This is a genomic window from Butyricimonas sp. BSD2780061689_150309_C8, assembly GCF_015560935.1.
GTDB classification, from domain to species: Bacteria; Bacteroidota; Bacteroidia; order Bacteroidales; family Marinifilaceae; genus Butyricimonas; species Butyricimonas paravirosa.
This window is the reverse complement of the sequence record NZ_JADMSV010000043.1, coordinates 1-14,405: the sequence shown is the minus strand read 5'-3', so window position 1 is coordinate 14,405 and position 14,405 is coordinate 1. Positions and strand designations below refer to the sequence as shown.

Sequence of the window (14,405 nt, the reverse complement as noted above, 5' to 3'; positions counted from 1 at the left end):
AGATGTAAACCAAATCATTATCCGGCCCCCCATGTAAGCATTAAAATAAAAGAAGTAATGGTAATCCTACCGAGAATGAAGAGAGCAGGTTCCTCTTTTTCGAAACTGATTCAGAGCTTACTCGTGGCTCATGCAGCCCGGATAGAATAAACTCCGCTTAAGCTCTGAATAAGCAACGAACGAGAGGTAGTTTCTCGATTACTTCACGGTTAGATTACGCCTAGTTCTCTCCATAAACTGGAAGGCTAAACAAAATAAATTCGTGCATTGTAGTTTCCTGAAATTGGTTTACTCGATTTCAGGAAACTACAGGGAACTTCAAAGGAACTTTCTACTGTACAGAGGTCCGATCGGAATGATGCTACCTAGGAATACTTATTTCCCCTTCATTTTTCATTACAACTTAATTATTTACTCATTATTATCAAATTTTAGTATATTTGTATCCAACCTAATATATAAATCAAGATGCGGGAGCATACTGAACAGCCGGAATCAATCTATATCCTTCAACTCCAACATGGAGATAAAAAGAGCTTTGAAACTCTTTTTGATCAATATTACATTCCGTTAGTAGACTATGCCTACCGTTTACTACATGACCGGGATGCGGCCAAAGATATTATTCAAGACATATTCTTTCAACTATGGGATAAGCACTCTGACCTAAATATAAAAACCTCCCTGCATTCCTACCTGTATAAAATGGTTTACACCAAATGTATCAGTTCTATACGCCACCAAGCGGTGATTCAAAAATATATCGAACATTCCATGCTAGACATTTATTTCCAAGAACTGATTCAAACACCGGAATCCGAACTAGAATTAATAAATAAAGATATAAACCATTTTATCAACGAAGCAATAGACCAGCTCCCACCCCGTTGTAAAGAAATTTTTATTCTTAGCAGGATCGAACACAAATCGCATCAAGAAATTGCCCGACAATTAAATCTATCCACGAAAACAATTGAGAACCAATTAACAATTGCTCTTGCCCGCCTACGTAAAGAGCTTGAATGGTTACTCGTAGCCATTCTTTTCTTTAAACATTTTTAACTATTATTTTTTGGGGGATACTGAAATTCAATGCGTCATATCGTTAAATGACTCATTAATGAATCGGCATTATGGGTGATTCATAGATTTCTTTAAAATTTCAGTTATGCACGACAAAGACAATAATATAAAAAATGGTGATTTCGATCAAAAATCTAACCCTGACAAATCATCAAGGCCTTCCCCAACGAACGACTTTGGGACGCAAAACTCCATCGAGGATATGCTATTTAATATACTGAATGACACGGCATCCCCCGAAGAATTTTCGACATTTAAAGAATGGATCAAGGATGATTCACACGAGAAATATTTCCAACAGTTCAAACAGCTTTGGAACGCAACCACCCACGCATCTATTTCCGCACAGGAAAAAGCAAAGGCATTCCGGCAATATCAAAAATACATTTTATCGACGCCACACGGGAAACGCCACAACTATCTTCGCCAAATTCCCAAATATGCAGCGATCATCATTTTTTCTCTATCTATCGGGTATTATCTTGCCACTCAACAGGAATCGCCCGTACAGCCATTACCTTCCGCACAAATACAACATTTCCAATCTCCTACACTTATACGTGCAGACGGTTCGATAATTAACCTGATTACCACAGATACGACTCTTCAAGAAAAAGATGGAACACAATTACACCGATCCGGAGATCGCCAGATAAGATACCAGAAAAATAATAGCGTTGCCACTCAAGAAATTTACAACACGTTAAATATTCCTCGCGGGGAGCGATTCAATATCACGTTAGCGGATGGAACCAAAGTATGGTTAAACTCCGAAAGTTCCTTGATATTCCCCGTGAACTTCGTGGGCAAAGAGCGAGTCGTGCAACTCACGGGACAAGCCTATTTCGAGGTGCAAAAAGACTCACTTCATCCGTTTATCGTCAAGAGTCGTAACTTGGAAACACGAGTTCTCGGAACCTCTTTCGATATATGCTCTTACCCAGATATGGCAGAAACCAGTATAATCCTTGTCGAGGGATGTATTCAAGCAACCGCTTATCATAGAAAAGCCATTCTCCATGCGGACCAGCAACTCACGCTAGATACCCTACAACAAAAAATGTCGATCACGGACATTGATGCCAAGTTAATGACCCAATGGAAAGACGGCATTCTCCGCTTGGACAATCAAAATTTTAACGAAATGCTGGACAAACTATCTCGGTGGTATGGCATCACATTTGTCAACAACGCCTCGATCGATTCCTCCGATCGTTTCAATGGTAAATTCCATCGGGAAGACATTCAAGAGGCCATGCACATCATCTCATTAAGCGCCAATATCACTTATACCATAAAACAAGATACCATTTTTATTCATCCGAAATAAAATCCACAAATACAAACTAACAAAATGACAAGCCTATGAAAAAAAATCAAGCACAAGGACATCGTTCCTCAAGGATTTTCAGGATATTCTTTATTTCCTGGATGACATGTATGCTCTACATTATCCCCTACCCGTCCATGGGGCAAGACAAAGGCATCACGTTGAACATGAAAAATGCCGAGGCGACACTCATATTCCTCAAAATAGAGCAACAGAGTTCTTACAAGTTCTTCTACAAAACAGAGCAGATCAAACAATTGAAGAACATCTCCATACAAGTCAGAAACGCCCCGATCAAAAACGTTCTGGACGAAATTTTCAACGGAACAAATTTCACGTATGAAATCACCGGGGAACAGATCGTTGTTTTAGAAAAGAAAACAGAAAAGAAAGAATTGATTACCGTCACGGGAAACGTGAAAGACACGAAAGGAGAAACAATCATCGGCGTTGCTATCGTGATCAAAGGAACCACGTCCGGCGTGGTGACAGACATCAACGGGAACTTCTCCATCAAAGCGGCCCCGGACAACATCTTACAATTCAGATTCTTAGGAATGAAGGATAAAGATCTACCGATACCTGCAAATCACCAACTTAATGTTATCATGGAAGACGACTCGCGGGTCATTGAAGAAGTTGTCGTGACCGGATACGGGGATTTCAAAAAATCATCCTACACGGGATCGGCTTCCGTGGTAAACATGGATAAAATGAAAAGTCTCCCGGTAGTGTCCGTTACCCAAATGCTGGAAGCCAATCTCCCGGGAGTATCTCTCTATTCAAACTCCGGACAACCCGGTTCGAACGTGAGCATGAGAATCCGCGGTATCGGCTCGTTCAACGCATCCAATGAACCCTTGTACGTGCTGGACGGTGTTCCGATCACATCGGGCAACATGAGTAGTAATGACATGAACACGGGCGGACTTGGCTTTATCTCCACGTTAAACCCGGCCGACATCGAAAACATCACTGTTCTGAAAGATGCCGCTTCCGCCTCGCTTTACGGGGCAAGGGGAGCCAACGGGGTCGTTCTGATTACCACGAGAAAAGGATCACAGGGGAAGACAACATACAGCTTGAAAGCCAGCTACGGTATTTCCGATCTCGCTTACACTTTTCGGGAAACCATGGGAGGAGACGAACGCCGGGAATTAATCCGGGAAGGTTATCTCAATGCTCAGCTAGATGAAGGGGCTACCCCGGAAGCCGCGGCAGAATACGCGGACCAACAAGCTGACATTTACGCGTCAAAACCGGCAAACGGTTATTCCGACTGGTTTGACGAGCTATTCCGCAAGGGCCACCAGCAGAGCTATGATTTCTCCGCAATGGGTGGCAACTCGAATACTCAATTCGCCGGAAGTATCAGTTATACCAAACAGGAAGGTGTGTCCATTAATTCGGGATTCGAACGCCTGGGAGGACATTTCAATTTTTCCAACACGTATAAACGTTTCGATCTGGCCATGAACGCCCTATTATCCGTCACCAAATCCAAAGCGACACCCGAGGGACAGTGGTATTCCAGTGCCATGTACACGTCCAAGTACAGCTTGACGCCTTCTGTCCCGATCTACAACGAGGACGGGACGTATAACACGAATATCCCGTTAAACGGCAATCTAAACCCTCTTTACGAGAACACGATCAACGATTACTACACGCAGGTTGCCCGAACATTCGCATCACTCGAAGCCGGGTACACAATTATCAAGGGCCTCAAATTGTCCACATCATTCAACGTGGATTACACCTACACGAAAGATTTCCGTTACTTCTCCCCGCTCAGTTCCGACGGACTTGCCATGAATGGACAAGGAGATATGTGGATGGTTGAAAATATCCGGTACAACTCAAATACCCGGTTAGCATACTCCAACTCGTTCGGTTTACACAACGTCGATGCGACCATCGCCTACGAGGTACAACACTGGGATCACGATGACCTTTTCGGAGAGGCTAAAAATTACGCAAACACGAAAAACAATACCCTATCGAACGCCTCGACACCGGTATCCGTGGGCCAAACCAAGAAGGGAGATGCCATGCTGTCCTACGTTGCAAGCGTAAACTATGACTACAATCAAAGATACTATTTGAGTTTCAGCTTCCGTAGGGATGGTTCCTCTCGTTTACAAAAAGATAATCGTTGGGACAATTTCTGGGCTCTCTCCGGCTCGTGGCGTATCTCGCAGGAAAACTTCATGATGAGCCTCTCCTCGTGGTTAACGGATGCCAAGATCAGATTATCTTACGGTGTTAACGGAAATATTCCCGTTTCCCTGTACGGATTCTACGGTTCTTACTCCACGAGCTGGTCATATAACGAGAAACCGGCCATGGTAGAATCGGTCATCGCCAATGATAACCTGAGTTGGGAGAAGAACTATTCCCTGAATTTCGGCATCGATTTGAGTTTATTCGATCGAGTGAATATTTCATTCGACTACTACAAGAGAACGACAAAAGATTTATTACTAGATCGCCAAGTAAACTCAATCACGGGCTTCGGTACGATCCTCGATAATGTCGGAGAAATGGAAAACAAAGGTTTCGAGCTGGATATAAAATCCGTCAATATTCAAAAGGCAAACTTCTCGTGGTCCTCAGCCTTGAACATGGCATCCAATAAAAATAAAATCATCAAACTGGCAGACTTATCCGAATTTTACGCTGCCAACTATTACATCCGCAAAGAAGGTTATTCCTATGGCACAATTTGCTTGAGAGAATATGCCGGGGTCGATCCGGACAACGGGAAACCGATGTATTATTCCAATCAAGAGGGGAAGGACGGAGTACGTTCACGAGAAAAAGTGTATGACCCGAACGACGCAGCATCCATCCCGCTGGTAGATATCTACCCGAAACTAACAGGAGGTTTCACAAATACATTCCGGTATTATTTCGCAGACCTGTCTTTCAACTTCTCATTCTCGCTCGGCGGACATTCATACGACGCTGCCATGTGGGCATTACAGGATGACGGACACGCGGCAAACACAAATAAAAGCGTCGAGTTACGGAGACGCTGGCAGAAACCGGGAGACAAGACCGACATACCCCGATACGTGGCAGGACAAGAGTACGGTGGCTGGTGGCATTCTTCCAGAGGGATACACAGCACGGATCACCTGAGATTGAAAAATTTCACCCTAGGAATCTCCGCACCCAAACGTTGGACCGATGTTCTTGGTCTTTCGATGGCACGTGTTTATTTCTCCGGGACCAACTTGTTGACGTGGGCTTCTTATGACCAATACGATCCTGAATTAACCGGAACAGTAGAGTTCAATGTTCCCCCGTTAAAGACGTATGCTTTCGGTATAGAGATCGGATTATAAAACTAAACTTTAAACGTGAAAATTATGAAACGACTATTCATTATATCTTGGATCACCCTCCTTTTTATATCCTGCGGGGATGATTTCTTAACAAAATTTCCAGACGATGCCGTCGTCACTGAAAATGCAATCACGACAATTGCTGAAACTCAAACGGCTGTTAACGGTCTCTACGCACTCATGGCTTCTCAATACTATTATGCAGCCTCGCTCTATTTTTACGGAGAAGTAAAGGGAGACGATATGCAATGCCTGTACATTTCAGGAAGAACGCCCTACACCATGTATACTTTCGACCAATCAACCCAATCGACAGGGAACGGAGGGCTCTGGGGACGTCCGTGGTACACGATTCGTAATGCCAGCAATATCATCCAAGCTATCGATAATAACAAAATTACCGATGCCCAAAGCGACCCGGACCAATTGAACGATTACAAAGGGCAGGCTATAGCGATTCGCGCCCTAGCACATTTCGACCTATTACGCACCCACGGCTACCCGTATGCAAAAGATCAAGGAGCTTCTTGGGGAGTTCCTATTCTGGATCACGCAATTTCCTTAACGGAACAACCCATCCGTAATACTGTCGTCGAATGTTATGATTTTATTATCAAACAATTGAAGCAAGCGATTCCCTTGCTTTCTTCCGAGAAAAACAATGGACAGATCAATGCCTACGCGGCACAAGCCCTGTTAGCCCGGGTATATTTATATCGCGAACAAAACAAGGAGGCCTTCGAAACGGCGCAAGACTTGATCACGGAACTAGAAAAAAATCGACAATACTATTTGGCCCCCCGGAACAACTATGCCGCTCAATTCGCATTAAACAACAAATTCGGTAGCGAATCACTGTTCGAAATCGCTTTTTCCGCCTCGGATAACCCGGGCCGTGATGGACTCGCATACAGTATGCACTGGTGGGGATACGCGGACATCGTTGCAACGAAAGATTTCGTGGATCTCATGGCCGAAGACCCGGATGACATACGCTGCCAATTACTCGATCAAGTTTATAACGGGCAAGAGATAGAACAAAATATCCGTTACTGGCTAATGAAATATCCCGGCACCTCTTACGGCGTTCCTTCCGTTGAAAACAATTACATGGTATTCCGGCTCTCTGAAGTATATTTGATTGCAGCAGAAGCCGGACTGAAAGCGGGAGGCGAATACAGAAGTCCGGCATTAAGCTATCTAAACGACATCGTTTCACGTGCCAACCCGGATAAATCTGTCAGCGATGCTGAATTTACACTGGACAGAGTCCTGAAAGAACGCAGGAAAGAACTGGTTGGAGAAGGACATCGTTATTTCGATGCTCTACGTAACAATCAGACAATTATCCGTAAAGGTGGTTGGCATTTAGACGGGATCCCGGAAGAAATCAACTGGGATTACACAAAGTGTATATTGCCTATCCCCAAAGAACAATTCCAAATGAATCCGGATATGCAACAGAATCCGGGATATTCCAGAGAATAAACTTTCACTCGAAATTGTGGTTATCGGCATCAAAGATGACGGTATAAACAAAGCATCAATTACAGGTTCCCGGGAAGTACAAAATCACTTCCCGGGAATTCTTGACACATCCGTAACGACTTGATCTAACAAATCATCCCATGAAAAAGAATACTTTATATTTCCTATGTTTCATCACGGCAGCATTTCTCTTTTCTGCCTGTCAAGATAAAGATGATAACGAGACTCAAGATTTATCAGGAACCGATATGCTCACCTTCTCCGTCAACGGTTATTCGGGAGAAGGGATTATCGACACCGACAACAAAACGATCTATTTGCAGGTCCCGGTTTCAATCAAAAGCGGTACCAATCTCTGCCCCCGATTCACCCTTTCCGAAGGAGCAACGGCCACGGTTAACAATCAAGAACAAATCAGCGGAAACAGTAAACAGGACTTCAAATCTACCGTTACCTACACCATAACAGCCGGCAACAAAACCGACCAGTCCCAATGGAAGGTGACGATTACCAACAACGACCATTCTATCCCCTGGGGACTCGGCTATTTTATAGCGGAGGAGCATTCCAATAACGGTAATTCCTCGAACGGCTATTACCTCCAACAACACGACACGGGACCATATTCCAACGACAACTGCGGACCGACATGTGCGGTTATGGCCGCTTTATGGACCGATCCTTCTTTCCCCTACTCGGTTGAAGAAGCAAGAAACGAATTCCCGAAAAGTACCATCGACGGCTCCATTCCCTGGTACCCTCAAGACGTGCAAGCCTATTTGAACCACCACGGCATCACGACCTCCATGATAACCTTGGAGACAATAGAAGATAAATTCGTCACGCAAATCACGAACGAGCTAAAGAACGGGCATATTATCATTATTTGTCTTGATATGCAATACGTGACATTCGATAAGAATGGAAACTCAGAATACCATATCCATAAATTCTATAACGGAACTATCGGGCATTTTCTTGTCGTTAAAGGCTACAAAATCGTGGATGGCACGGTATGGATGGAGGTTAACGATCCTTGGGGAATGAACCTGAAATACGCAGACGGTTCCTACAAAGGCAACAACCGGTACTATCGGGCAGGAGAGCTATCCATCGCCACGTCTAAACACAACACAAATGCAATTATTATATTCTCAGAATAAAACATTTCCGATATGATAAAACCATTATTCCTTTTACTGGTAGCTTTGCTATCTTGTATTCTCCCTACTCTCGGAACATCGCAACATCCTTTATGGATACGCTACCCGGCCATTTCTCCAAACGGTCAGACCATCGCATTCTCGTACAAAGGTGACATTTACACGGTCAGCATCTCAGGAGGGCTGGCCAAACAATTAACCACCCACCCCGGATATGACTCGCATCCGATATGGTCCCCAGACGGCAAACAGATCGCTTTTCAATCTGACCGGGAAGGAAGTCAAGACATTTATATCATGCCCGCACTTGGGGGAACCCCTTCCCAACTTACTTTTCAATCTGGCTCGGAAATTCCCTGTTGTTTTAGCCCGGACGGGGAATCAGTCTATTTCACGGCATCCAACGGCTTTGACAAAGAATACGGACAATTTCCGTTCCCGAACATGCAACAACTATATCGTGTCCCGGCAAAAGGCGGCCGGATAGAACGTATTATCTCTCTTCCCGTGAACAACGTTTCAGTCAACCAAACCGACAATTTGTTTCTCTATCATGATTATAAAGGTTACGAAGATGCATGGAGAAAACATCACACCTCATCTATCGCCAGAGACATCTGGATCTACAACAAGAAAGAACGGAAGACACGCAAGCTATCTTCCTTTAAAGGAGAAAACCGAGAACCCGTATTTTCTCCTGACGAACAAGATGTTTATTATCTTTCAGAACAATCCGGTGATTTCAACATTTGGAAAATGTCGTTACAACATCCGGACACAACTATCCAGATCACCTTCCACGCGAAAAATCCTGTCCGATCGCTCTCTATCGCTGTAGACGGCACGCTTTGTTACTCCTTTGACGGAGAAATATACACCATCCGGGAAGGCGAAAAAGCTCGCAAAATAAATATCTCCATCCTGACGGATCAAGTAGAATCACGGGAGATATTAAAAAATTTCACGACAGGAGCGCAAGAAATTGCAGTTTCGCCCAAAGGGAAAGAGATTGCATTCATACAACGAGGAGACCTATTTGTTACCTCTGTTGATTATTCAACCACCCGTTGTATAACGAACACGCCCTCCCAAGAGAGGCAAATAGATTTCAGCCCGGACGGACGTTCCATTGTCTATGCCGCCGAGAGAGATGGCATTTGGAATATTTTCTGTTCCACGCTAACCAATCCCAAGGACAACGCATTCACGTATGCCACGAGCTGGGAAGAGAAACAACTCACCCATTCAAAAGAGGCTCCCTGTTTCCAACCCCAGTATTCTCCGGATGGGAAATACATCGCTTACATCGAGAACCGTACCACACTGAAAGTACTGAACTTGCAAACAAACAAATCCATTACCATACTCGACGGGAAGTACAACTATTCTTACGTTGACGGAGACCAATATTATTGCTGGTCCCCCGATAGCAAACACATTCTTGCCAGTTTTTTTGAAAACGGGGGGTGGAACAATTCCGACTTGGCCTTACTTCCCATCTCTGAAACCCGACCTCCGATCAATCTAACCCGGAGTGCATACAACGACAATACCCCCAAATGGGCGATGAAAGGAAACGCAATTATCTATCGTTCGGATTATAACGGGTACCGGAATCACGGAAGTTGGGGAACAAATAGCGATCTTTACATCCTTTTCCTAAACTCCACGGAATGGAATAACTGGAAGAAAACGAAGGAAGAACGGGAATTTTACGGACAAGATACCCTAAAAGACAAAAACGCACCCTTCGAGCTGGAGCATCTATCCGACCGCCTTCTTCGCCTGACGTGGAGTGCATCATCAGTAGGAGATTTCTATCTTACTCCTGATGGTAAAAAACTGTACTACTCGGCCCGGTCGGAGGAAGGATATGACCTTTGGGTTCAAGACCTACAAGAACAGAGTACTCGCCTCTGCCTCAAAAACGGAGGTGGGCAACTTATTCCTCACGAGGCAAGTCATAAACTATTCATTCTGTCACGAGGGCGCATCCAAGTTCTGGATCTCAATTCCGGGCAAAACAGACCCGTTACTTATAATGCAGACTTCAACTGGCGCCCCGGAGAAGAACGGCATTACATATTCGAACACATCTGGAAACAGATGGCAGATAAACTCTACGACCCGAATATGAACAACACGGATTGGCAATATTATCATGACACCTACCAACGTTTCTTGCCTCATATCAATAATAATTACGATTTCAGTGAAATGTTGAGCGAAATGTTGGGAGAACTAAACGTATCGCACACCGGAACCCGATATACCCGACAAGAAAACAATATCACAGGAAAACTGGGGGCTTTCTTTGACGAGAAGTTTCAAGAAGATGGCGTGAAAATAACCGAAATATTACACCAAGGTCCTTTGGATCTCCCGCAAAAAGGGGTAAAACCGGGCGTTATCATCCTAAGGATAAATAATAAACCCATACGAAAAGGACAAGATTGGCAACATCTGTTAAACCGAACTGTCGGGGAACGTACCCTACTAACTCTTTACGATCCTTCCACCCGCAATGAATGGAACGTGTTCGTCAAACCGATCGCCTCCGACCATGCCTTACGTTACAACCGTTGGATTGCACAACGCCGTTCCATCGTCGACAGCCTCTCGAACGGACGCATCGGTTATGTGCATGTCGAAGCCATGAACACCCCCAGTTTCCGCAGAGTCTTTTCCGAAGCGCTCGGGATGAACCGGAATAAAGAGGCAATCATCGTAGACACCCGTTTTAACACGGGCGGTTGGCTACATGAAGACCTGCTCACGCTATTCAGCGGCAAAAAATACATGGACATCTCTCCCCGCGGACAACACGTTTGTGTAGAACCGTTCAACAAATGGAGCAAACCTTCTATCTTATTAGTCAACGAGGGGAATTATAGCGATGGTCATGGATTTCCATACGGGTACAGGACTCTAGGCCTAGGAAAAATCATCGGAATGCCCATCCCCGGCACGATGACACTCGTGTGGTGGGAAACACAGCAAGACCCGACGTTGGTGTTCGGCATCCCACAAATGGGTATCAAGGCAAACAACGGCCAATACCTAGAACACCAGCAACTGGAACCTGACACCCGTGTTGAAAATGACCCGAACAAACTCCTGCAAGGAATAGACCAACAATTGGAACAAGCCGTCCGGGAGCTACTGAAAGAGATCAATCAATAGGACATTTGAAAAATACAAAAAGGAATAATCGGGGCGAATATTGATAAAGTTCAAAAGAGGTTTATGACAATAAAACAAAATACGAGAACCTAGTCAATATTTCCCCCGATACAATTGGAAATTTATACTTCTATATACCTACTCACTCCAATTTCATTCATAAAACTCCGGTCATGCGAGACAGCAATCACTGTTCCCCGATAATCCTTAATGGTCGAAGTTATAATTTCAATATTCAATATATCCAGATTATTCGTAGGTTCATCCAACACAAATACGTCAGGCGTGTTATTACCGATCATCAGACAGCACAACACGAGACGCATCCGCTCTCCTCCACTTAATTTACAACAAGGTTTATCCCAGACCTCCCGGGGAAACAAGAAACGATTCAATCGCATCTTCAACTCATGCTCCGGGATATTCTGCTCGTTAAAACATTCTGCCTGCTCATAGACCGTCAAATTGTCCCGCAACAAAGAACACTCCTGGTCCACGTACACATATTTAAAATCCACCCGGTTCAACACGCCTTCCGTCGGCTCCAATTGTCCGAGTAGTAATTTTAATAACGTCGTCTTTCCCGAACCGTTTTTTCCATCCAGACCGACACGTTCTCCGCTCTTGATCTCGAAACAAAGCGCCTGTTCCCACAATAATTCCATGCCATAGCTGAAATTAACGCCACGAGCCGTGATCAAGGTTTTTCCCTCGTGTAATCGCGACGGGTTGAAATCTACTTTCATTTGTTCCACACCCGGCAAGGCCGCCCGGCTTTCCGAAAGAGTCATGGAAATCGCATCTATTTTTCCCTCATGCACATCTCTCAAATGGGAAGTACACTTTTCCGCCTTATTCTTTAACGTATTCATCATAATCCGGGGAATTCCTTTCTTCAAACTTTGCTTTTCTCCCCGAACTTCCCGTTTCTGCTGTCGTTCTGCCGCATCCTTGGCAATCTTTTTAGCCAGCCGTAGCTCTTTCTGTTTCTCCTTGACCTGCTCACGCAGTGCTCTCAAATGTATCTCTTTCTGCTCTTTATAAAAATCATAATTTCCACCATAAAGCACTATCCCTTTACGTTCCAACTCCAACATCGTCGACAGTAAATTCAACAATATCCGGTCATGACTCACCACGAGTACGGTTGCACTTCCCCGACAAATCAAATCATACAATTTCTCTCGACTCCCTCTATCCAAATGATTCGTCGGTTCGTCCAACAAAATCACCCCCGGTGAATGTACTTGAATCCCTGCCAGAAAAACCTTCGTTTTCTCTCCCCCACTCAGCGAAGACATCTTTTGATCAAGTTTCACGTTCAGTAATCCCCAATACTCCAATGCCGAACGACTCCGCTCCTCTATATCCCAGTCATCTCCTAGAATCGTGAAAGACTCTACATCAACACTCCCGCCAAGTATCGCGTGCAATGCTTCTATTTTCCGCTCCACCTGCAATGCCTCAGCCACGGTCCACGAATCGAATTGTCCCATGTGCTGCGGGATATAATAAGGCTTCTCCGAGACAATGATCTCTCCCGATACGGATTGCAAATCACCCGTAATCATCCGCAACAGCGTTGACTTCCCCGAACCATTATTCCCGATCAACGCAACCTTACTCCCGTCCGGAACCCGAAAACTAATATTCTGAAACAAAAGTTCCTTATCTGCATGGCTATACATAACCTGTTTCACTATAATCTCACTCATAAAACTTCAAATAAAAAAATGAATACCGGATTGACTTATTTCGGGCGGAAACATATACACGAATCTCTCACAAGTTCTTTTAAAAACTTGTTTTCACGTAACCTGTTCGGAATAACAAATGAATACTTTGGATGGTACACATGATTCCTAAATTAAAAGTCGGCACACTACAACTTCAAGACAATTGTATGCTGCACATAAAACAATTAATAAAACCCGCTGCTCCTATCACGTAGACTTTGGAGACTTTACCGGTTTTACAACCGACTTGTTTATTTAGACATCTTCATTCGTGTAAGTATTAAATTTATAGGGACAAAGATAGGAATTTTATTCAAATAAAAAAACAGTCACTCTCGTGGCTGTCTATTGACAGAGAATAGAAAGTAGAGAGTGTGTTTATAGAAATAAGGTACATTTTCAAACATGATGATCACCACGAACCAGAATATTTTGTAACTTTGTATATCAATCAACACGAGAAGCATGGAAATACGGTTTGAAACAAAGGCTGAAAGTCAAGCTAGACGAGACAAAGAAGCTCGGGAGAGAACCCCTAACGAGAGGTTCCTGTTCTTCTTGCGTTTAATGGTGGAGATTAACAAGTTTCAAACCAAGCGAGAAAAGCATAGTAATAACTTTATCCTAGAACGCAAGGTATGAGTCTCGATTTCGATGAAGATGTATGGATGTTCATATCCCTAGCCCAAAAGCACAACGTGAAGATGTTAATGGTTGGTGGGGGTGCTGTAAACTTTTACGGTTATCAACGCCATTCGGCTGATGTGGATTTTTGGATAGACACAACACCTTCAAACCTCGTGGCTTTACGAGAGGCCTTGAATGAACTTGGTTACGAATTTGATGATTTCCCAGAGGACGTGAAACGAGGCCAACAGAACATATCTATCAAGATCAGTCCCGTCATCGACATTGAATTGATCACATCCTTTAATCCTGGCAGAAGTTTCTCCGAATGTTACGAGCAAAGACTCACGGCAACAAACACGATAAACGATAGTGTTTCAAAAAGTGTGTAAATTCCTTCTTTTCTCATGACTGCAAAATTATAAATAGTTCAATAAAATAATCT

At 44.0% G+C, this 14,405-nt stretch carries 9 protein-coding genes; 8 read left to right on the top strand and 1 reads right to left on the bottom strand.

The features are described from left to right. Positions 1–468: 468 nt before the first annotated feature. The 6 genes from I2I33_RS19705 to I2I33_RS19680 all read left to right on the top strand — a co-directional run bounded on the left by I2I33_RS19705 (position 469) and on the right by I2I33_RS19680 (position 11,597). Positions 469–1,062 (top strand): RNA polymerase sigma-70 factor, encoded by a 594-nt coding sequence (locus tag I2I33_RS19705; protein WP_087420777.1) that lies wholly within the window; start codon positions 469–471, stop codon positions 1,060–1,062. Between the two features lie 106 nt (positions 1,063–1,168). Next, positions 1,169–2,413 carry a FecR family protein gene (locus I2I33_RS19700; protein ID WP_087420776.1) on the top strand — a complete coding sequence of 415 codons (1,245 nt, stop codon included), beginning with the start codon at positions 1,169–1,171 and terminating at the stop codon, positions 2,411–2,413. A 35-nt stretch (positions 2,414–2,448) separates the two neighbouring features. Then, positions 2,449–5,763 (top strand): TonB-dependent receptor, encoded by a 3,315-nt coding sequence (locus I2I33_RS19695; RefSeq protein ID WP_087420775.1) that lies wholly within the window; start codon positions 2,449–2,451, stop codon positions 5,761–5,763. A 24-nt stretch (positions 5,764–5,787) separates the two neighbouring features. Next, positions 5,788–7,251 (top strand): RagB/SusD family nutrient uptake outer membrane protein, encoded by a 1,464-nt coding sequence (locus I2I33_RS19690; RefSeq protein WP_229128396.1) that lies wholly within the window; start codon positions 5,788–5,790, stop codon positions 7,249–7,251. A 140-nt stretch (positions 7,252–7,391) separates the two neighbouring features. Continuing rightward, complete coding sequence (locus I2I33_RS19685) at positions 7,392–8,414, top strand: hypothetical protein (protein WP_087420774.1); 1,023 nt, start codon at positions 7,392–7,394, stop codon at positions 8,412–8,414. A 12-nt stretch (positions 8,415–8,426) separates the two neighbouring features. Continuing rightward, a complete protein-coding gene (locus I2I33_RS19680; protein WP_087420773.1) occupies positions 8,427–11,597 on the top strand; it encodes a S41 family peptidase in 3,171 nt (1,056 codons plus the stop codon). Between the two features lie 122 nt (positions 11,598–11,719). On the opposite strand, the gene I2I33_RS19675 is transcribed toward I2I33_RS19680, so the two are convergent. Continuing rightward, a complete protein-coding gene (locus I2I33_RS19675) occupies positions 11,720–13,312 on the bottom strand; it encodes an ABC-F family ATP-binding cassette domain-containing protein (protein WP_195666879.1) in 1,593 nt (530 codons plus the stop codon). A gap of 486 nt (positions 13,313–13,798) precedes the next feature. On the opposite strand from I2I33_RS19675, the gene I2I33_RS19670 reads away from it, so the two are divergent. Beyond that, a complete protein-coding gene (locus I2I33_RS19670) occupies positions 13,799–13,975 on the top strand; it encodes a hypothetical protein (protein ID WP_158572066.1) in 177 nt (58 codons plus the stop codon). After that, on the top strand, positions 13,972–14,352 hold the full coding sequence (locus I2I33_RS19665) for a hypothetical protein (RefSeq protein ID WP_087420771.1): 381 nt from the start codon (positions 13,972–13,974) through the stop codon (positions 14,350–14,352). Before I2I33_RS19670 ends, I2I33_RS19665 begins: the two co-directional genes overlap by 4 nt. The last annotated feature ends 53 nt before the right edge of the window (positions 14,353–14,405 follow it).

Bases quoted from the DNA above. Each gene is read 5' to 3' on its own strand.
- I2I33_RS19680 (WP_087420773.1), top strand. From the start codon at position 8,427: ATGATAAAACCATTATTCCTTTTACTGGTAGCTTTGCTATCTTGTATT.
- I2I33_RS19705 (WP_087420777.1), top strand. From the start codon at position 469: ATGCGGGAGCATACTGAACAGCCGGAATCAATCTATATCCTTCAACTC.
- I2I33_RS19665 (WP_087420771.1), top strand. From the start codon at position 13,972: ATGAGTCTCGATTTCGATGAAGATGTATGGATGTTCATATCCCTAGCC.
- I2I33_RS19695 (WP_087420775.1), top strand. From the start codon at position 2,449: ATGAAAAAAAATCAAGCACAAGGACATCGTTCCTCAAGGATTTTCAGG.
- I2I33_RS19685 (WP_087420774.1), top strand. From the start codon at position 7,392: ATGAAAAAGAATACTTTATATTTCCTATGTTTCATCACGGCAGCATTT.
- I2I33_RS19700 (WP_087420776.1), top strand. From the start codon at position 1,169: ATGCACGACAAAGACAATAATATAAAAAATGGTGATTTCGATCAAAAA.
- I2I33_RS19690 (WP_229128396.1), top strand. From the start codon at position 5,788: ATGAAACGACTATTCATTATATCTTGGATCACCCTCCTTTTTATATCC.
- I2I33_RS19675 (WP_195666879.1), bottom strand. From the start codon at position 13,312: ATGAGTGAGATTATAGTGAAACAGGTTATGTATAGCCATGCAGATAAG.
- I2I33_RS19670 (WP_158572066.1), top strand. From the start codon at position 13,799: ATGGAAATACGGTTTGAAACAAAGGCTGAAAGTCAAGCTAGACGAGAC.